The organism is Ruminiclostridium cellobioparum DSM 1351 = ATCC 15832 (assembly GCF_000621505.1).
Lineage (GTDB): Bacteria > Bacillota > Clostridia > Acetivibrionales > DSM-1351 > Ruminiclostridium > Ruminiclostridium cellobioparum.
Genome location: NZ_JHYD01000051.1, coordinates 18,357 through 38,939, shown reverse-complemented (window position 1 = coordinate 38,939; position 20,583 = coordinate 18,357). Strand labels below are relative to the sequence as shown.

The 20,583-nt window shown below is 39.8% G+C and carries 14 protein-coding genes; all 14 read right to left on the bottom strand.

Annotated features, from left to right (window positions below):
• Positions 1 to 131 precede the first annotated feature (131 nt).
• A complete protein-coding gene (locus T344_RS0117485; RefSeq protein WP_034862022.1) occupies positions 132 to 1,364 on the bottom strand; it encodes an MFS transporter in 1,233 nt (410 codons plus the stop codon).
• 207 nt (positions 1,365 to 1,571) lie between these two features.
• Positions 1,572 to 2,603, bottom strand: coding sequence for a Cfr family 23S rRNA (adenine(2503)-C(8))-methyltransferase (locus tag T344_RS0117480; protein WP_027629779.1), 1,032 nt, complete (start codon positions 2,601 to 2,603; stop codon positions 1,572 to 1,574).
• 552 nt (positions 2,604 to 3,155) lie between these two features.
• Positions 3,156 to 5,414, bottom strand: coding sequence for an RNA polymerase recycling motor HelD (helD, locus tag T344_RS0117470; RefSeq protein ID WP_027629778.1), 2,259 nt, complete (start codon positions 5,412 to 5,414; stop codon positions 3,156 to 3,158).
• Between the two features lie 814 nt (positions 5,415 to 6,228).
• Positions 6,229 to 7,878: an ABC transporter ATP-binding protein gene (locus T344_RS0117455; protein WP_027629776.1), complete on the bottom strand. Its 1,650-nt coding sequence runs from the start codon at positions 7,876 to 7,878 to the stop codon at positions 6,229 to 6,231.
• Between the two features lie 396 nt (positions 7,879 to 8,274).
• A complete protein-coding gene (locus tag T344_RS0117450; protein WP_027629775.1) occupies positions 8,275 to 8,973 on the bottom strand; it encodes a hypothetical protein in 699 nt (232 codons plus the stop codon).
• A gap of 98 nt (positions 8,974 to 9,071) precedes the next feature.
• Positions 9,072 to 10,469: a sensor histidine kinase gene (locus T344_RS0117445; protein ID WP_027629774.1), complete on the bottom strand. Its 1,398-nt coding sequence runs from the start codon at positions 10,467 to 10,469 to the stop codon at positions 9,072 to 9,074.
• Positions 10,466 to 11,167 (bottom strand): response regulator transcription factor, encoded by a 702-nt coding sequence (locus tag T344_RS0117440; RefSeq protein ID WP_027629773.1) that lies wholly within the window; start codon positions 11,165 to 11,167, stop codon positions 10,466 to 10,468. Before T344_RS0117440 ends, T344_RS0117445 begins: the two co-directional genes overlap by 4 nt.
• A gap of 216 nt (positions 11,168 to 11,383) precedes the next feature.
• Positions 11,384 to 13,753, bottom strand: coding sequence for a transglutaminase domain-containing protein (locus tag T344_RS29930; RefSeq protein WP_027629772.1), 2,370 nt, complete (start codon positions 13,751 to 13,753; stop codon positions 11,384 to 11,386).
• 444 nt (positions 13,754 to 14,197) lie between these two features.
• Entirely contained in the window at positions 14,198 to 15,274 is a 1,077-nt protein-coding gene (locus tag T344_RS0117430) for a hypothetical protein (protein WP_027629771.1), read from the bottom strand.
• 179 nt (positions 15,275 to 15,453) lie between these two features.
• The gene (locus T344_RS0117425) at positions 15,454 to 16,803 is read right to left on the bottom strand and encodes a GH1 family beta-glucosidase (protein WP_027629770.1); all 1,350 of its coding nucleotides are present in this window, start codon (positions 16,801 to 16,803) and stop codon (positions 15,454 to 15,456) included.
• A 43-nt stretch (positions 16,804 to 16,846) separates the two neighbouring features.
• On the bottom strand, positions 16,847 to 17,326 hold the full coding sequence (locus tag T344_RS0117420) for a heme-degrading domain-containing protein (RefSeq protein WP_027629769.1): 480 nt from the start codon (positions 17,324 to 17,326) through the stop codon (positions 16,847 to 16,849).
• Positions 17,327 to 17,351: 25 nt separating this feature from the next.
• Positions 17,352 to 17,978: a dihydroxyacetone kinase subunit L gene (locus T344_RS0117415; protein ID WP_051571994.1), complete on the bottom strand. Its 627-nt coding sequence runs from the start codon at positions 17,976 to 17,978 to the stop codon at positions 17,352 to 17,354.
• 2 nt (positions 17,979 to 17,980) lie between these two features.
• Entirely contained in the window at positions 17,981 to 18,997 is a 1,017-nt protein-coding gene (locus tag T344_RS0117410; protein WP_027629767.1) for a dihydroxyacetone kinase subunit DhaK, read from the bottom strand.
• A gap of 38 nt (positions 18,998 to 19,035) precedes the next feature.
• Complete coding sequence (locus tag T344_RS0117405) at positions 19,036 to 20,547, bottom strand: CoA-acylating methylmalonate-semialdehyde dehydrogenase (protein ID WP_027629766.1); 1,512 nt, start codon at positions 20,545 to 20,547, stop codon at positions 19,036 to 19,038.
• Positions 20,548 to 20,583: the final 36 nt, after the last annotated feature.

The window sequence follows — 20,583 nt, the reverse complement described above, 5'->3', positions numbered from 1 at the left end:
GTCGTTCTTGTCTCAACATCGTTCTCGATGTCTTTAACACATGGAACGGGGAAGCCTACGATTTCCCCTATGCGACTGCCTGTCGCACAAAAAGGAAGGCTGAATCCAGCCTTCCCAAAGTTACAACTTTATTATCCCTTGACCTCAGCCCCAGATGCCGGTGCCTCGGCTTCCTTCAGCACCCTGTCGCCCAGCATGACAAAGCCTTCAAGGAATATTAGAATACCCGTACCTATCAGCAGCCATTCAATCTTTACCAAATCCGCCAACGGTCCGAAAACCAGCATTCCAAGAGGCATCATAACACTGGTGGTCATGCTGAAAACCCCAAAGACCCTGCCCAGAAAATCTCCTTCGACCTTTTGCTGGAGCAAAACCGTAAAAGGAGTGTTAAAGATGGGCATCGCAATACCTATGAGAGCCATGAAGCCCAGGTACAGCCAGAAGACCGGAATAATGCCCAGCGCGAAGGTGCCTATTCCCATAATGACTGTGGCCGTCACCATTGAGTGGATTTTCCTTTTAAAGCCTCCCCATGTGGCAATTACAACTCCGCCTATAATCATACCCACAGAAAATACAATCTCCACTGCAGTAAGCCTCCACACCTGGTTTCCGAAACTCCGTGTAACCTGTAAAGGCGTTAGAAAAGCAGCCGGTGCCGCACAAAAACAGAACAGTGCATTAAATAAAATGATTTTCTTTATAAAAGTATGATCCTTAATGTATTTATATCCCTGGTACATATCGCCGAAATAGCTGTCGGACTGCTTCTGAAGAGCCTTTTTGTGCCCCGGCACCTTCAGGAAGAAAAGTAACGTCAGCACTGCAACAGCTGCTGTAATTACATCTATAAAAAATATTGCCTCAATTGTTGCCCTGGTTAGCAGCAATCCGCTGAGCATTGGAGAAACAAGCATCACCATTGACTGGATACTGCCGTTTGTGGCATTAACCCGGGTAAGCTTATCCTCGGGCACCAGCTGCGGAATAAAGGCTCCGATGGTAGGCGTCTGTACGGCGGTTCCCAGAGCTCTTACCACCAATACCCCAAACAGCAGCCATATTGATTGGTACCCCATTAAAAATAAAACTGCTATTATAAGTGTGGATGCCGCTATCACAGAGTCTGATAAAATAATAAGCTTTTTGCGGTTGTACCGGTCTGCCCATACGCCTGCAAAGGGCGACAGAAAAAAAGTCGGCAAAAATCCGCAAATAATTGCGACTGTCATCATTATACCCGATTGAGTTTTTAACGTAATATACCAACTTATTGCATATTGAACCAGAGAAGATCCAAATAATGATATTGTCTGGCTTGATAGGAAAAGTACAATTCTTTTTTTCCAGTTTTCGTTCATATTCACTCCAATTCCGCATCAGGAAAATTAAATTTGATAGCCTGTGCTATTCTACTGAATCGTAAAGTATAAGGCTCAATACGGGATAAAAAAGGCGTTTATTATGATACCATATGAATTATTATTTTTCAACGGTTACTTTTTCATTTTATGCACCCGGTCAAGTACGGGATTTAAGCAGATACACAAGTTTTATCCCACTTTAAATCAATCTCCCTGACATCCGTACAACTGACCGCAGCCGGCACCTATTTCAGACCCGAATTGCATTCTGATCGTAACGTTTATTCCCTTTGACCGTAATATATTTTTGAACCTGTTTATTTTTGTCCTGTCGGTTTGTCTGTAGCCTGGGGGAGTTTTTCCGGTAGGATTGAAGGGGATGAGATCAACCTGATAAAGATGTTCCCATTCTCCCCTTCCCCGCAGCAACCCTGCAACCGCTTCGGCGTGTGCTGCCGAGTCATTTATTCCCTGCAGCATTATATAGGCAATATACACTTTTCTTCCCGTCCTGCGTATATGGTTGTCCAGAGCTTTCATTACCTCCTGAAGCGGAAACAGGTCATTTACCGGCATAAGTTTACTTCTCTGCTCATTAAAGGGTGAATGCAGAGAAAATGTGAGATTAATCTTGGGAAAGTCCTGTGTTAACCTGTATATACCCGGCAGTGCGCCAATTGTTGAAATAGTGATCCTCCGCCGGCTTAATGCAAAAAGGTTGTTATCGGTCAATACCTTTAAAGCATCAAACAGATCAGGATTTGCAAGAGGCTCACCCATTCCCATAAAGGAAACACTGCTCAATGTATGTCCGTTCAAATGGAAATACAAAAGCTGGTCGGTTATTTCGTCCACAGTGAGATTTCTTTTTAAGCCGATTGTTCCCGTTGCACAAAAGCGGCACCCAAACCCGCATCCACATTGCGAAGATATGCAAAATGATTCCCAGCCGCGTTTGTAACTTAATCTTACTGTTTCTATCCGCTCACCTCCCGGAATTGAAAACAGAACCTTTCCGACCTGGTCGGACTTTTTCTGAAGTGCCGGAGAAATACAGCATATGCTGTTCCCCAGTTCATCTATCAGAGCATTTCTTAATTTTACCGGCAGTATCGACATACTTTTAAACTCACCCGTACGTACTCTGAAAATCGCGTTTGTTATTTGCAGATACCTGTAGTCCGGCTGTTTCATATTTGAAATTATTTGCTGGATTTTATCATATTTACTTTTCATTGTTTTCTCCTGGTCTGCAGCAAAAAGAGACGTAAAAAGCGCTTACTATCGCGTTTTTACGTCCCGCACATACCTGTCCATATATAGAAAACATGAAATTTCAAGGAAATTCAAATAGACATGGCCCAGAAAATAAACTCATATTTACATGACCATATTCAATGTTATGATTTCTATATCATAGAAGGATTAAGTTCCGATAGCTGCGTTATTATATAAACCTTGTTAACTATCACTTTAAATAACAGGTTTACAATAACATGTACAATTTCTATCATCGCTTAATCCTCCCATCAATTCACATTTGCTGAAAAGCAAGACCATTATAACAATAATTCCTGATTTTTTCAATAATCTGCTACCAGATAGCTTAGGGAATCATCTATATCGGGGGTGGCGCCAACAACCTTACTGCTTGTTACAGATTCATTTTCCGGCAACAATTTTGATATTTCCTGAACGGCTTTGTTTTTCCACCATTTGAAGATGTAATGGAGTTGTAAAATCCCATCAAAATTTCAAGCCTGCTCCGCAGCACTTGTACTCAAAGCTTTAAGTCAGCTCCTCCTGGTAACAGCCCTTATCCATTTTCCCTATCAAGTCCGACAGACTACCCGAGCAGTACAAATAAAGTTCGTGCAAAGCACGAGTACATACTGTATATAAAAGCCTGCTGTCCTCTTCCCCCGAATAATCCTCCTCTTCGGCTGAATGCACCAGAACAGCGTCAAATTCGAGGCCCTTTGCAAGGTAGGATGGTATTATTACCACACCTCCCTGGTATTCTTCGTTTTTATTTGATACAAGCTTTATATCAACATATGAGCTGATTGCTTTATATGCTGCCTCACATTGGGCGGCGGTCTTGCAGATAACGGCTATCAGATTATTATTCCTGTTTTTAAGCCGGAGGATATCCCCGGCAATCCTTTTATATAAATTGCTTTTATCAACTCTCACAATTTTAGGCATACTGCCATGCCTGTTCAGCTGTTCCGAGTGCTTCCTGGAGGAAAGAAGCTGCTTGCAGAAATCCGCTATTTCCTTGCTGGAACGGTAGCTTTTAGTCAAGGAAATGCTCCTGGAATGTTTTCTTTCGAATATATCTGCAATCAATTCAAAACTGCCTATATTCATATATCCGTTGACAGACTGGTTTACATCTCCAAGGATGGTCATTTTACAATGTTCAAAAATCTTCCTGAAAATTTCATATTGAATAACCGTATAATCTTGAGCCTCATCAATGATGACATGCTTTATGGCTTTTGTATTAACCGGGGTATCAAGAGCAGATTTAAGGTATATGACTGGTGCCGCATCCTCATAATTTATGACCTCCTCACTTAGCCTGCCCACCGTATATTTCCCAAATGCGCGTAAATCATCCTGTTCCTGTTTGTCCTCCGTTTGCGCAAACAACTCAATATTCCGGAAAAGCTCCATGTATAATGCATAAACATCATAGGATGTCATTTGAATGATATCCATTTTAAGAGACTCATACTCTTCCATTATTTTTTTATTTAATGCTTTGTCCCCGGTATCTGTACTATTTTTCTCCGCCTCATTTTCCTGTGCCGCTCTGACCCGGGTATCCTCACACTGCTCCAGGAGGTAAAAAAGTCTTTGGCGCAGTTTTTCAAGTCTTTTTGCATAGGAAAGATAACTGTAATCCTCTTTAAAAAGACTGTAAATTTCATCTCCGGTTATTATAACCGTGCCATTGTATGTTAGATCTTTAAATGACATACCCGTTCCAGTTTCAAGGTATTGTACGTATTTTTTCAATATTGTCAGGAATTGCAGTGATGATTTGAATTCAATACAGCGCAGTCTTGTTTTATCCGCATAGCCTGACAGGATATATTCCATTTGCTCATTCATGGTTTCCATTTTGAATTTTGCTTCAAAAATATTTCCGAAAAAACCAATAAACGTACTTCTTTGTATATTATCCTCCCCTAATTCCGGCAGCACATTGGAAATGTAATCTTCAAACACATTGTTGGGAGAAAAAATCAGGATGTTATCAGACTTTATGCTTTCCCTGTATTTGTACAAAAGGTATGCCGCCCTGTGAAGTGCGATGGAGGTCTTACCGCTGCCGGCGGGACCGTCCACAATAAGAATCCTGTCTTCACTGTTTCTGATGACTGTATTCTGCTCTCTCTGGATGCTGGTCACAATGGTTTTCATTCTATTGTCGGTGCTTTTCCCCAGTATTTCCCGTAAAATTTCATCGTTTATGCTCAAGCTGCTGTCGAACATATAGACAATATCCGAATTTTCAATTTTGTATTGTCTTTTAAGCAGCATCTGTCCCGTAATGGTGCCTCCGGGGCAGTCATAACTGCACAGGCCGGTTTCATAATCATAGAACATGCCGGATATAGGCGCTCTCCAGTCGTAAACAAGGATTTCCCTGTTATTTTCGGTAATCAGATTGTATATGCCAATGTAGATTTGCTCGGCAGTTTTTTCTCCATCCTCTAAAAAGTCTATTCTTCCGAAATAAGGACTTTGATACATTCTCTCAAGGCGGCTTACCTTATCAAATGAGAATTTATATTTTCTTGCCTGGCTCATTATACCTGTCTGATATTGCCATACCTGAGTTGCGCCCTCCAGATCAAACAGATCGACGGGTGTTAGTTTAACATCTTCCCACATCTCCTTTTGAAGGTCTATGGCTTCCTTTTTGTATTTACTTACGGCGTTGAGCCCATTGTCAAGCTGTGTTTTTATTTCATGGGTAACTCTGGCCAGACGGGCCTTTTCATAACTCCAGATATCCTTATCGGTTAGCATCACATTCCTCCTAAAATAATTTAATTTATTAAAAATCAAGTTCCATTATCTGCATGAGGCAATCTCAAGAGTGGAAATATTTTTTATCAATCCAATTATGAGTAGGATATTATAATACATATAAAAAACCCAAAATATAAGGCTGATATTATAAATTTTTATATGATATAATTAAATTGAGGGGAAGTTGTGAATTTACGAATTATGAATACTAAATTGCTCCGTATAAACAGCTCCATATTCTATGATTATTCAACCATGGAATATGGAGCTGTTAAAGATTTGTAACCCTTCTTAACTCTTTTTCCTACCTGTTATTTTATATTTTAAAACATTTTACCATGTCTATCAGAATCTTTCCAAAGTCATTAAGGCTGTTTCCCGAGTATCCGCTATACTTACCATGTAGTTTTATTTCCCCATGGTTCAACTTTGATTCTATTTCCTTCAGGGTGTCACTGATACTGTGAAAACCTTTGGAAGTATGTAGATAGTCTTCCGGTCCTTCCTTGTAATTAGCAGTATTTCGGAAGTTTTGATGAAAATCATCGTATGATTTGTCTAAATAATTTAGACGGACTACTGCATAATTTATCATCTATTTCCCTTATATGCCGCGTGTAATAATATATAAAGTCCGGAAATTTTTTCAAGCACTTTTTTCAATATTTGTCTGTCATTACGACTTTCATCTCCGATTACAGCTCGCAGCATATACATATATTCCTCTCGCAAAATTTGATAAAAAGCAATACTAACCAAGCCTGACCCTGGCGTAAGTTTATTGTTGCACAACCCTCCAGGCAGCATTATTTTATTGCCGGCTACCTAATTCTTCAAAACTATCCTGACCGTTAATACGACCCTCCACCAAAACTATTATGCGCTCAAAATTTCTGATTGAGTTCAGACGGTGAGTTATTGCAAAAACAGTTTGTGTCTTTAATAACTCCATAACACGGTCCATTACTATCTTTTCTGTTTTATTGTCCATTGCTGAGGTAGCTTCATCCAATATAACAATATCCGTCCTGGAAAACCATAGTCTGGCCAGCGCCAATCTTTGACGTTCACCCCCTGATAGAGTAATTCCTCTTTCACCAAGTTCGGTATCCAAACCCTTTTCCAACTTGTTGTACAAATCAATCAGTTCAACCTGTTCCAGTGCCTTGATAATCTCACGGTCATCCACTTTTTTATCAAATATCAGATTTTCACGTAATGATCCGTCAAATACAGGTGACTCTTGAGGTATATAGGTAATGTGATCATAATAGCTGTTTAAGTCTACCTGTGATAAATCATAATTATAAACTGTTATTTTGCCGGCACTGGGCTTTAACAGTCCAACCAACAATTTAACCAATGTTGACTTACCCGAGCCGCTTTCTCCCACAAGAGCAATATTTTCACCCTGTTTTATATGCAAATTGAAATTATCCAGTATAACCCTGTTATCATATGAAAATTTTAATCCTCTGCAGTAAATATCAGCTTTTATTGATTCTATCTTTTCACCTTTACCCAGTTGTTCGTCATTCCGTGCATCCAAAAATTCCACATATCGCCTATATGCTGTTTTATCCAGTTTGTATTGTACTAACAAAACGTTAAAAATGGCAATTGGAGTATATGCATTATCTACCAGTGAAATAAGTGCAACAATAGCCCCGATACTAAGAGATTTCGTTATCCATCCGTAAATGACAATAGAAATTTTTATTACGATGACTATTAAAGCAAATATGGCAAAAAAGGCTTCATGTATAAGTGCCATTTTAACTTTTGAGCTTACTATTTCCCTTTTTGCCGCTTCTGCCTTCTCTATTTCGTATTTAAATCTATTGTTTATACGGAACACAACCATTTCCGTGAATCCGCGGACCAGAAAATGATTCATTTTTTCTTCATTAGTCAGAATATGTTCCTTTATTTGATACAAAACCTTAAGAAGCAGGTGTGTTATAATAAATACGGCCACATAACCCGCCGATATTGCCAGCATCACCCTTTTATCCATTCTGTATATAAAAAACATACTAAATACAATGGATGGTATTAACTGCCGGAGCAGGCAAAACAAAAAATCAAATAAAAGTCCCTTTCCGGACGATGCCCCATTCTCAATTCTCTGAACAAGCTTACCGGTCCCCATTTTCTGATATACTTGATAATCAATACGGCTGATTTTTTTCAAAGCATTCAGTTTTAAATTCACGAAAATTTCATGCTCAAGACTGCGGCCGGGATATTCATCCAGATAGTTGAAAACACATGCCGCGAGAAGCACAATCCCATAAATGGCTATATTGTTTATTGATAAAGTTCCGTGATTGAATCTGTCTATCAGTTTTTGAAAATAATTTGCATTAAAATTGCTTAGGAATGCTGTTAAAATACCCGACAGCAAATAACTGCCGACTAATATTTTATTTTTTTTCACTATCTCGGTTAAGTAATTCATAACTGTACCTCTTTTCATCAATAGATTTTCAATATTGACTCTCAGTACAGTTGAAGCTGTCAGCAAATTACAAAATATTAAGCTCAGCACAATCTGCCAACAGACCGTTCAACTGTACTGAGCAGATACCTGCTTTCAATCTCATTTGGAGTTCACTCCTTTTCAAGCCACAATAATTTTAATTATACTATCGCTTTATTTAAGTGTATATAAAAAGAATAACTTGAAGCCTGCCGCATAAGACAAAAATAGGGGATGTTCCCTCACATCCCCTATTTACGCATTTATATGAATTTTAATCCGCCAAATGTATCTTAATTGTAGCAAAGCTTTTTTCAGCAGCCGCTCGGGACATTTTGGTTATACTGCCGCTTGAAGAAAAATCAACATACAAGATTAATCCAAAAGCTTATACATCATGATACTTGTAACTTTTTTATCCTTTACGTGAAATTTCATTCCGTCAACATAATTTGCAGGCAGATACTGAAAATCATCCTCTTCTCCGGCTGCTCCGCCGCCGATGAATTTTCCTTCAGGATAAGCCTCCTTGAGCTTTTCCACACTGTCACCAACTTTTATATTTCTTGCTGTAGGATATTTTGAGTCGGTAATCTTGATTTGAAATACAAAAAACTTTTTGTCTTCAGCTGCATTGATGGTTTTTATATCAAGTCCCTTAAATTTGTATTGCTTTTCGGTGAAACCTATAAGCGGATCCATATTTAACCCGTCATCCTGTGAATAAGTGTGCGATTTGTTTCCTTCGGCCTTTCCCAGAATATTTTCAAGTTTTTCATCATCAACAATATCTGAAATTGCTATTGTATTTCCGTTATAAACAAAGGCCAGCTCTTTCAGAATAACATTTCCATCCTTTTGTATCGTACCCTGTTTTATTACTTTTCCGGAAGAATCCGAAGAAACGGCGCTATTACCGGAAGGAGTATTTTGGGCCGTGCCTGTTGAAACAGCCGCAGACTTGCCGGTAGTTGCTGCAGAGGAACTGTTCTGATTTTCCCCGCAGCCTGCCAGAGTTGCCGTACCAACCACCAAAATCATAATAATTGTAACTATCTTTTTTAATGCTTTCATTGTTAAATACCTCCTAAAATTTATTTTATTAATTTATGAGGTCATTATAGATAAAAATTTTATTAGTGTAATAACAGACTTGTATCATTCTTGTAACATTACGCCAGCGGAAGCACAATTGAAACTGTGGTTCCAATTCCAATTTCACTTTCTATTTCCAGATGCCCGTTAAACTTTTCAACTATCTCTTTGCAAATTGAAAGCCCCAAGCCTGTACCGCTTGCAAACTGAGAATTTTTAGCCCTGTAAAACCTTTCCTGCACCAGATCAATGTCACTCCGGTCAATCCCTATACCCTGATCGCTTATTTTTATAACTGCCTCATTTTGTCTTATATAAGTATTTACCCTGATTTGACTCATTTTACCCGAGTACCTTATTGCATTATCCAAAATATTTGCAATGGCATGGGACATCAATATTTTGTTTACATTTACAAAAACCGTCTTTTCCAGAGTTATTTCAATTGTAATATCCTTTTTTTCAGCTCTTGATTTCAGATCCTGAGCCACACCGGCAGCCAGTTCAGATAAATCTGTCTTTTCGGGATTCAACTCCTGAGTCGCTTTATCGAATCTGGATAACATCAATAATTCATTAATAAGCTTTGTAAGCCGATCTGATTCATTTATCAGGTGAAAGTATACCTTTTTCAGTTCATCATCCTCATTTTCCCCCTCGTACAAATACTGGGAAAAACCTCTGATTGCGGCGAGAGGTGTTTTAATCTCGTGAGAGACATTGGAAACAAACTGTTTTTGATATTGTATATAGTTGTTTAATTGAATTCCCATCTGATTCAAGCCCGCTGCGAGCATTCCCAGCTCATCCTTCCTCTTTAGTTCCACATGCTCGAATTGCTGCTTGGAAAACCTTTCGGTTGCGCCAAGAAGATATTTTACAGGTTTTGTAGTTTTACGTGAAATGTGCAGGCTTGAGAGGGTTATGAGAAAAATGAACCCTCCTGCACCAATAAACAATACATATCTGATTTTATCCATAATGTCGTAAAAATAAGAGATGTTTTCTACAAGCTCGAAAACATAGGCATTTTGATAATATTTATCTTGAATGGGTATTGCAAAATAAATCAACTTATTATCTGAAACAGTGTATGAATAATTTCCTTCGAGAGCATTTCTGATATTTTCCTTAAAAATTACAGGATTGCCCCCATCAACCGGTATTCCGTCCACAGCCAAACCTAAAAGCTTCATTTTACTGTCATAAATCCGCACTTCTTTTCCTGACGCCTTTAAAGCTTCCAGGGCATTTTTCGCCACTTTTGAAGTTCCTTCCTGGGATGCTGATATTTCATTCTTTGCAAGGATTCCTCTAAAGGATAACTCACACATATCGGCCCTTTCCATCATTTGCTTCTGAATTGTCACAAAGCTAAAGTAATCTATAGCCTTATTGACCGAAATAATAATGATAGTAAAAGATAATACCGAGAAAAAAACAAAATTTAAAAGAAGCCTGGTTGCAAACTTCAAGCAGAGTCACCTCCAAGCTGATAGCCAAAGCCGTAGACGGTCTTTATATATTTGGGCATCTCAGCGTCGTCCTCCAACTTCTTTCTCAGGCGCATAATTGTCATATCGACGCTTCGGCTGTCACCTAAATAATCATAACCCCAAACTATTTCCAGGAGTTCATCTCTTGTGAATATTTTTTTAGGCTTTTTCAGTAAGGTTTCAAGTATTTTATATTCCTTTGCCGTCAGGAAAATCCGGGACCCGTTCTTCAGCACTACCTTGGTTTCAGGATTAATTGCCAGTTCTCCGCATATAATTTGTTTCGTTTCGTCATTTTCGGCTTGTCTGCCGTTGGGTTCATATCTTCTCAGCACCACTTTGATCCTGGCTGTCAGTTCCCTGTTGTCAAAAGGCTTTGTAATATAATCCTCGGCGCCAAGCTCCAGTCCTAATACCTTGTCTATGGGTTCATTCTTTGCAGATAACATGATGACAGGGGTTCCGGATTTCCTCACAATCTCCTTGCAAAGATCATAGCCCGAATAATCGGGCAGCATTAAATCCAGCAAAACCAGATCAGGCCGGAAGGATTCCAGTTCCCTAAGTCCTGCTCTGCCGTTTTCCGCTGTTTTTACATGATAATTTTCTCTTTTTAGCACCAGCTCAATTAAATCCCTGATAGCAAATTCATCATCAATTACAAGAATTTTTTTCACTTTAACCCTCTCTCTTTAAATAGTAGTCTTAATTATTTTAAAAATATTATCCGTACAAGTTCTCTATGTCTGTTTTATTTCCCATAATCTCAGACCTTAAACAAAAACAGGGCTTGGAATCTGTTTTAGGTACTTAACAAATTCCAATCCCTGTTTAATTAAAATATTATTTGAATATAGTATTCAATACCTGAACAAAGCTAAAAATTAGAATCATTACTTTTTGGATTTTGCCGTAACCGTATATAAATTATTTTTTGCGTCATAGGTCAATGAAATACTTACATAGGGATCATTCAAGTATCCGACGGTTGGCTTTATGTTTTTATCAGACACCCTGAATGTCAGTTTATAGCCATCAGTCCAATAAAAATTCTTAAGCAAATAGGCCCTGATCTCATCCTGATTCTTGAGGCTCATTGGATCCAGGTCGGCATCCGAATAGTATCCAACTTCCGGGACGCCCATCCAGGGTGTATGATCCTTCATAAAGGTAAACCTGTCTTTCAAATAATATGTATATAAAATTTTTCCGCTGTCGTTGTCATCCCAGGTGGTATCCACAAACAGCCACTGACCGTTCACAAATACCGAATTCCACGCATGGTTTAAGGTAAACGGGTCACCGATTTCAAAAGTACATGGGATGGATACTCTTCTGCACAGATGCATAAATAATAAAGAATAGTCACCGCAGACACCCCTTCCCTTGTCAATGGTTTCAATAACACTTTCAACGGTCTGCTCATCCTGCAATTTGCTGTCATAGGTAACATGCCTGACAACGAAATCATGGATGGCTTTTACCTTTTGTTCCTGGGTCATTCCGGGCTTGATAATCTTTGCCAGGATTGCATCAAGCTTTGTATACAGCTTTTTGGTGATGGAATCCAACTGCATGTTCATATCTACCTTCTCATTGCTCTTAATTATTTTAGGTTCAATTCTGTAGCCTAATCTCGGTCCGTATTTACCCTTATCCAAATCTAAATATGTGGTTCCGTTTTTTATGGTAAATTTAATCCCGTTTTCAGGTGTGAAAATTTCGATTAACACACCGCCTGTATCTATTTTGGTATAATTTCCGTTTAATTTGACTTTGTCTAACACGGTATCTTCGAAACAATCTTCAAAATACTCCTGGGTTTCCTTCTTATCTCCAAACAACAGATTTATCGTATTTTTTCCAACGATGATTTTGGAGGGACTGCTCAGGTCAAGCGGAATATTAAAACCCCTTAATTTATTAAATGAGAGCAGGTTCCTGTCTACAATAGCTTCCTCTTTTGTATAGCTGCTCAGTGGTTCAAATTTTGCTGTTCTGGTTTTCATTCCGGCATTAAGGCAGCTGGCTACATTAATTTGATCCTCCAAAGGTATCTGGTTGCAGTCTATAATCTTTAAAGAGTCACTCCAGCTTTTATAGATGGCATTTTTAACCAGGCTTCTTGTAGCTTCGAGCCTTGTCAAAGGCTTTTCCAGATTTTTTGTGTCATCAATCATACCATAAATATATGCCAGTTTAATATAATCAGGGCTGTTGGCAGCCACACTGCTATCATCAATGACTATTTTTTCATCCGGTTCTCTTGTGCCAAAATATAAATTTGCCAGTTGGTCAAGTGTTATGGCCTTATTAAATCCGTATTTAAAAGTTTCTGACAAATCGCCATTGAGCAAGCCCTTGGTTACAGTATTCCAGGCTTTTGCCGAAGGCTTGTCCTCCGGATATTCGTAGTACTCTATAACTTTTTCATCATCTCTGTAACCCTGACGGTTACTTATTAAATACCCATAACTTTCAATGATTTCTTCCACGGATTTTGTTCCGTCATAATGGTCGGCATCCGGGTCCTTATCGTCGGGAGTGTAGATATCTTTATGAATTTCCGACAGCATTCTGCCTGCCATGATTCTGGATAAATTACGTTCAATAAACAGTTCCTCAACTGCCTCCGGCAATTCCTCAAGTATCCGGGGGCTGACCTTGTTCCCCTTCTGGATGGATTGATTGAGATATCTGACGATCTTGTTCCTAACTTTTAAATCGGCAGGATTCACCTCATCCTTTTCCTTACCCATTCTTCCGAAGTTGCCTTCCATATCTCTAAACATCAGCCATTCATTAAAATTACGCATTTCAGTGTACAACTGCACTTTTTCACCTTCAAAATCCCAGCCGTATTCACTGCCCTTGGCAAAAAATATCTGTTGATCGAGGTAGTCCGAGATAACTTTATACTCTTGTGAAGAGAGGCCGCCCAGTTCCTCTTCCTTTAATTCAACCGCCACTTTTATGTTGTTCAAAGCCACTTGAGCCGCAGCCTTAACCTGGCTGTCCGATATTTTCTTTGAAGTCCTCTCCCACCTTGTTTGATTTTCTTCGGTAATGATTGCCCCCAAATTCTTCAGTGGTATTACCTCATCTTTTTTGTATTTGAGAAATTCCTTCTCTAATTTTGCATAAATGCCGTCAAGTGCTTTGTTGTTTGAAAAATAAGATTCAGCAGATGCAGACAAAGATGTAGAAAAACCGGTCAACAATGTCACGATCAAAACAATTACAATTGCTGATAATTTCTTCATATCGCTTTTTGTCTCCTTATGATAATAGTTGTTTAATCCACATTTTTCTATTATAGCGTAAAAAAAGAAAATTTTTCGATTTTAGAAAAATTTTCTTTTTGTCAGCACTGTGCATTGCAAGCTCAATCAGGCAATTTCACCATCAATTTGTAACTTCTTCATGATTTCCAATATGCGGTTTTGAGATTCATGAACCTCCCGTGATGATATTTGTCCGGACTCTCTTAATGCATCTATTTTTTGTCCTTATTTTACCAACCAGCTATAATCTTGTCTGCAATCAACTATATAGTCTACATACACACTGTCTTACCCTTTGTTTTCTGCCCATCTCCTTTACTTAATATTAAATTCTATCAGCAAAGCATTTTTATGTCTATTGAGTACGCTTATGTCCCATTTTATGACTGTTACAAAAAATAGCGCACAGGATTTGCATCCGTTCTACTTTTTCAAACCTATCTCAACCAGCTTAATATAGTGTGGAATATCATGTTTTATTGGGCTAAAATAAAACGGAGCATTACAGCATCCGCATCTCCAATAGGTAATCCCATCGATTGTATACTCCTGGCCGGATTGACACGTACCATCCAAACGCTTCTTACAACCGCTGTCACCTCTTAAAAATATTTGTTTTACAGTATCCGGACAGTGCTTAAGATATTCCAAACACTTTGAAGCATTTCTGATTCGCAGATACAAAACAAGTTTAGTTTTCCATGACAACATCCAATAGTGGTATGGACCATTAGCCTTCATTACACTTTCTTTATCATAATAAGCATAACCCGGCCCTTCATTCCATGCCTTTGGCTGAGTAAAATACCCCTTCTCCCGCAGTACAGCATCTATTGTATAAACAAATTCCTGTTCTTCCTTAGTATGCATTTTGTCAGCAACAATATCTGCACTATTCCCATAATTGACCGTATTCATATCATCCTGAAACAGCTTATAGTGACAGCAGTAAAAATCATTGAGCCTGCTTGTTATATAAGCCTTATCAGCCATAAGTTTTAACACGTGCATGATATTTGCATTATCAGGATAAAACATTAAAATCCTTTGATTTGTAACTTTATAGTTTTTTAATCCCTCAAAAAAGAAACCGTAATCACCCAGCCTTTTGAAAAGGTGATGAGCATTTTTAATCTTATTAATTGCCTTGAAGTCAGTTACATCTATTAAAAAATCTCCATTTTGAAAATCCCCGGAAATCAGAAGATTATATAATAGACTAAATGGACGGTATGCAGCATTTCTGGAATCTCTGGCCTGCGTAGTAAAACAGTTAAAATCTTCCGGTTTATATAATGGCATCCCAAAGGTTTCCGGAAACTTGGCAATATCACTATATATACTGGTATATATGCCCCATATTTCTCTGAAGGCAATTTCAAAATCCGCCTTTGACACAAGTTTCAAAAAGCACTCATGGACATCAAAATTTTCCGGCAGCCGTACAACCTCGTCCTGTCTTACCTTTGCCCATTCCTGTATCCAATAGATATTTTCCATTAGTTTTTCCTCCAAAAAATAAAACTTCAGCCCACAATTTTAGTGTTTTATTTGTCAAGCCTGGAAATACAGACCATCCATCTCAATTATACGCTATTTAGTATAAAAAGAGTAATGTAACCGTGATATACATTACTCTTTCATGGACTTTATATTACATTGGATTTTTTTCAGTTTACCTATTTAATATCAAGACCATTATCTTCAATAACCTTTTTATACCAATGGCCGCTTCTCTTTATGGTTCTTTTTCCGGTCTCATAGTCAACATAAACAATTCCAAATCTCTTAGTGTAGCCATAAGCCCATTCAAAGTTATCCATCAGAGACCATAGAAAATATCCTTGAAGATTTACACCCTCTTTTATAGCACGATGGGCGTTAGTTAAGTATCTTGTAAGAAATTCTACCCTGTTGGCGTCATCGACCTCTCCATTTGTGCTAACCATATCCCTGTATGCAGCGCCGTTTTCAGTAATGTAAATCTTAACTCCGTTATAGTCCTTGTGAAGTCTGAGCAATAAATCAAACAAGCCCTCAGGGTTTACACCCCAACCCATTTCGGTAAAATCTTTTCCAAAAAACTCCGCCTTGACTTCACAGGGCCAACCCCTGCTGTCATAGCTGACAACCTGGCTGAAATAGTTATTCAATCCTAAGAAATCAACAGGCGTACTGATAATTTCCAAATCTTCAGATTTAATTTCAGGCAGCAAACCCTTTTTTACATAGCAATCAACTGCTTCCTGAGGATAGGCTCCTTTGAAAACCGGATCTGCAAACCACCTGTTCCATAGTGCATGCGACAGCTCGGCAGCTTCAATATCCTGGTGTGAATCTGTCCTGGGATATGTACAGTTCATATTCAAGGTAATACCTATTTCGCCCTTAAAAGAAAGTTCCCTGTATGCTTTTACAGCCTTTCCATGAGCCAGAAGAAGGTGATGCGATACCAGCAATGCTGTTTTAAAATCTTTTATTCCCGGAGCATGCCTCCCTATCCAATGTCCTGTAAATGCTGAACAATAAGGCTCATTTAAGGTTATCCAGATTGGAACAATATCTCCTAACTGCGAGAATACATATCTGGTATACTGCTCAAAATAATCCGTCACCTTACGGTTTGCCCATCCGCCAATATCCTGCAGCTTTTGCGGTAAATCCCAATGATATAGGGTTACTGTCGGTTTAATACCGTTCTTGACTAATATTTCAATTAATGCTTTGTAAAAGCTTATTCCTTTTTCATTCGGTTCTCCGAAACCATCTGGAAATATTCTTGGCCAGGATATGGAAAGGCGGTAAGACTTCAGCTTTAACTTCTTCATTATCTCAATATCCTGTTCAAACAGATGGTAATGATCACAGGCCACAGCTCCGCTGCTTCCATCTGCAATATTTCCCGGTATACTGCAGTATCGGTCCCATATTGACTCACCACGGCCATCCTCATTAAAGGCACCTTCAATCTGATACGCAGCAGTAGCCGACCCCCATAAAAAATTATCCGGAAAATTAACTTTGGTCATAAAATTATCCTTTTTATTATATTTTTTTAATTTTCATATTAGATTAATATGCTTTTAGCTCAAGCTGCTCTTTGACAACAGCTACGACCATCTCATGATCCTCATTTTTTGGCAGCCCCGAAACGGTAATTGTTCCTATCACTCCGGTATTCTTGATAATTATTGGGAAGGACCCTCCAATAGCAGCATACTCAGAGGCACTTATATGATGCCTTTCTTCGATGGTAGTGTTGTCTCTGCGCAGTATTGTACCTAAATGCAGGGAGCTTTTGCCGAACCTGTTGACAACCCTGTTCTTCCGTATTATCCACTGATCATTTTCCGGAGTGGTCCCGGTAAAGGAATAATGAAAAAGCTGGTGTCCAAAACGGGTTATATCAATGGCAATTCTTTTATTCGCTTCTTTTGCTCTTTCAATCAGCCTCAAGCCTATTTCCAAAGCAGTTTCATTTGTAAATTCCGTGAATTGAAGTTCCTTTTCTTCGTTTACCAATTGCTTAATAAGCTCATCATAATTACTCATACATTCAATCTCCCAATATATAGTATCAGCCCCGCTGAGACAGATTTTCAATAAGTGCGGCGCACAAAACAGCACCCCCGTCAGGATAATCCCTTGAACGTTCGCCTATCCATTTAGCCCTTCCCACCTTGGCAATCATGCCTTTGGTTCTGTTAGCACCTTTTGCTGCTGCTGATGCGGCTTCCTTAAGAGCAACCTTCAGGTTCATATCCCTGGCATATGATGCCTGAAGCGCATCTGCCAAAGGAATAAGGGCATCCAGTATGGTTTTATCTCCACGGTTGGCCTTGCCCCTCTTCATTATGGCATCCACTATAATAGCAGGTACTTTTACCAGCTGTTCACAAGTAATTTCCTCACTGCCCTTGAATTCCTTACCCAGTTCCATAATAGCGCAGCTTAATAAGGTACCCATCGTTGAAGGTGCCGCCCTGTTTACTGATATTCCACTTTTACTGAGAAATTCGCCTATGTCTTTGCCCTCATATTTGCATATTTCGAGCATCAGTGCATGTGCACTCTTTTCCATGGTAATTCCCAGGTCACCGTCACCGGAGCGGCTGTCAAGCTCTGTTAATAGCTCTTTTAATGAAAGAGCCACCTCTGCGGATACATTGATTATATTTTTGACATCCTGCAAAGTATAGATCATCTTTATGCACCCCTTACTCCTCCAACATTTACAAATGGAGTATATGCAGGCGCATCCAGCAATTCTAAAAGCTCATCGTCAAGCTTCAGGATTGAAATTGAGGCACCAACCATTTCAAGCGAGGTAGCGTATTCTCCTACAAATACCCTTACAGGCTTAATACCTCTTGCTGCTAAAGCTTCATTAATATCCTTATACAAAATGAAAAGTTCCTCCTGGGAGGTAGCTCCAAGCCCGTTTACAAGTATTGCAACCCTTTGACCCTCTTTTATAGACAGATCTTCTAATATACTTGGCAACAGAATCTCCGTTATCTCACAGCTTGAGGTGAGACGTCCGCGTTTAACACCCGGTTCTCCATGTATACCCATTCCGATTTCCATATCGTCTTCGCCTATTTCAAATATTTTCTTTTCCGAACCGGGCAGCCAGCAGGAGGATAACGCAACACCAAATGTAGCTGTATTCTCTATCGTTTTCTCGGCAATTGCCTTGACTTCCTCCAATGCAGCCAATCTTTCGGCACATGCACCTGCAATCTTGTAGGCGAAGAAGATTCCGGCAATACCTCTCCGCTCTTTCCAACTTTCCCTCGGTGCCGATGCAATATCATCCGATACTTTGACTGTTTCTGTCTTTATCCCTTCCATTTCGGCTATCTCAGCAGCCATTTCAAAATTCATACAGTCGCCCATATAATTTCCGAAGAGATACAGCACACCTTTATTTGCATTCACCTGTCTTGTAACATTGAGAATCGTCTCACAGCCCGGTGAAGTAAAAACATTTCCTACAGCCACCCCATCGCACAGCCCCTTCCCGACGTATCCAAGGAATACAGGTATATGCCCGTAACCTCCGCCGGTTACAATTGCCACCTTTTCCTGTATTGGTGCTCCTGCTCTGTGTACTGCCTTTATATCCTCAGGATGAGCGGCAAGCAGTTCAGGATATGCCAATAAGATTCCCTTCAAGCTATCCTCGACAAAATTATCTGCATGATTTAATATTTTTTTCATAATACCTCCTCCAACTTTTGGCCATAAATAATAATGAATTATATCATTCCATCCCAGGTATTAACTTTTTCAGCCTTTAATTCGTCCTGGTCAAACCAGCGGGTTGTCACACACTTTGTCTCGGTAAAAAATTTTACCCCGTCTTTTCCCAAAACATGCAGGTCTCCAAAGAACGAATCCTTATGCCCTGAAAACGGGAACAGTCCTACCGGAACAGGTATACCCACATTTATACCTACCATGCCTCCGTCAGTCCTTCTTGCAAATTCCCGGCTGTAGTATCCGTTTTGAGTGAATATTACAGAGCCGTTTGCGAACTTATTATTATTCATGAGCCTGATTCCTTCTTCAAAATCCTTTACCCTTTTGATGCACAATACCGGTCCGAATACTTCATTGTCCCCGATAGTCATTTCAGGAGTTACATGGTCGAATATGGTAGGCCCTATGTAGAAGCCCTCCTCATACCCGGATACGGTATAATTACGTCCATCCAGCACCAGCTTTGCTCCTTCGGCGACGCCTTTATCTATCCAGTCTGTAACAAACTTCTTATGCCCCGCATTTATTACCGGACCCATTCCGGAGGCTTTGTCGTATGCCGGACCGACCTTTATTTCTTTGGCCAATTTTACAAGCCACCCTGCCAGTTCATCCGCAATGCTTTCCTGTGCAACCACCACAGGCAGTGCCATACAGCGCTCACCCGCACACCCGAAGGCGGCATTTATGATTCCGCGTGCAGTCCTTTCTATTGGAGCATCCTCCAAAACAAGTGCGTGATTTTTAGCCTCACACAGGGCCTGTACGCGCTTGCCGCTTGCTGCCGCCTTCCTGTACACATTTAAGCCCACCGATGTAGACCCCACAAAGGATACTCCTTTAATTCCGGGATGTGTTAACAGCAATTCGGCCTCATTCCTGCTGCAGGTTACAATATTCAGTACTCCATCCGGCAATCCGGCCTGTTTGTATAAATCTGCAAACAACATGGCTGTCATGGGTGTAAAACTGGCTGCTTTGATTACTATTGTATTTCCGCATGCAATACATATGGGTGCCATCCATCCCATGGGTATCATCGCAGGAAAATTAAAAGGAGCTATTCCTGCAAAAACCCCCAACGGTTCCCTATAAAGCACTGTATCAAAACCTTTGGACGCATCTCTCAGAGATTCTCCAATAAGCAGGTTCGGTATACCGCATGCCAGCTCTGTTGCTTCCTTCGCCTTAAGCACATCCCCCTGCGCCTCTTCCCAGGCCTTGCCGTTTTCTCTTGCCACAGTTTCGGTAAGCTTATCAAAGTTTTCCTCAATAAGCCGGCGAAGCTTGTAAAATACTGCCGCCCGCTTTATCGGCGGGATGGCGGACCAGTCAGGATATGCCTTGGCCGCAGCCGCTATGGCATCATTAACTTCATCTGCGGTGCAGCAGGGAGTTTTGGCAATCACCTTCCCCGTACTCGGATCAAATACATCCATATAATTTTCACTTTTAGATTCTATCCATTGTCCGCCTGCGTAGTATTTCAATATTTTTATTTCACTCATGTATTAGCCCTCCCTTTATGGACCTGTTATCAAGAA

Bases quoted from the DNA above. Each gene is read 5' to 3' on its own strand.
- T344_RS0117485 (WP_034862022.1), bottom strand. From the start codon at position 1,364: ATGAACGAAAACTGGAAAAAAAGAATTGTACTTTTCCTATCAAGCCAG.
- T344_RS0117480 (WP_027629779.1), bottom strand. From the start codon at position 2,603: ATGAAAAGTAAATATGATAAAATCCAGCAAATAATTTCAAATATGAAA.
- helD (WP_027629778.1), bottom strand. From the start codon at position 5,414: ATGCTAACCGATAAGGATATCTGGAGTTATGAAAAGGCCCGTCTGGCC.
- T344_RS0117455 (WP_027629776.1), bottom strand. From the start codon at position 7,878: ATGAATTACTTAACCGAGATAGTGAAAAAAAATAAAATATTAGTCGGC.
- T344_RS0117450 (WP_027629775.1), bottom strand. From the start codon at position 8,973: ATGAAAGCATTAAAAAAGATAGTTACAATTATTATGATTTTGGTGGTT.
- T344_RS29930 (WP_027629772.1), bottom strand. From the start codon at position 13,753: ATGAAGAAATTATCAGCAATTGTAATTGTTTTGATCGTGACATTGTTG.
- T344_RS0117430 (WP_027629771.1), bottom strand. From the start codon at position 15,274: ATGGAAAATATCTATTGGATACAGGAATGGGCAAAGGTAAGACAGGAC.
- T344_RS0117425 (WP_027629770.1), bottom strand. From the start codon at position 16,803: ATGACCAAAGTTAATTTTCCGGATAATTTTTTATGGGGGTCGGCTACT.
- T344_RS0117420 (WP_027629769.1), bottom strand. From the start codon at position 17,326: ATGAGTAATTATGATGAGCTTATTAAGCAATTGGTAAACGAAGAAAAG.
- T344_RS0117415 (WP_051571994.1), bottom strand. From the start codon at position 17,978: ATGATCTATACTTTGCAGGATGTCAAAAATATAATCAATGTATCCGCA.
- T344_RS0117410 (WP_027629767.1), bottom strand. From the start codon at position 18,997: ATGAAAAAAATATTAAATCATGCAGATAATTTTGTCGAGGATAGCTTG.
- T344_RS0117405 (WP_027629766.1), bottom strand. From the start codon at position 20,547: ATGAGTGAAATAAAAATATTGAAATACTACGCAGGCGGACAATGGATA.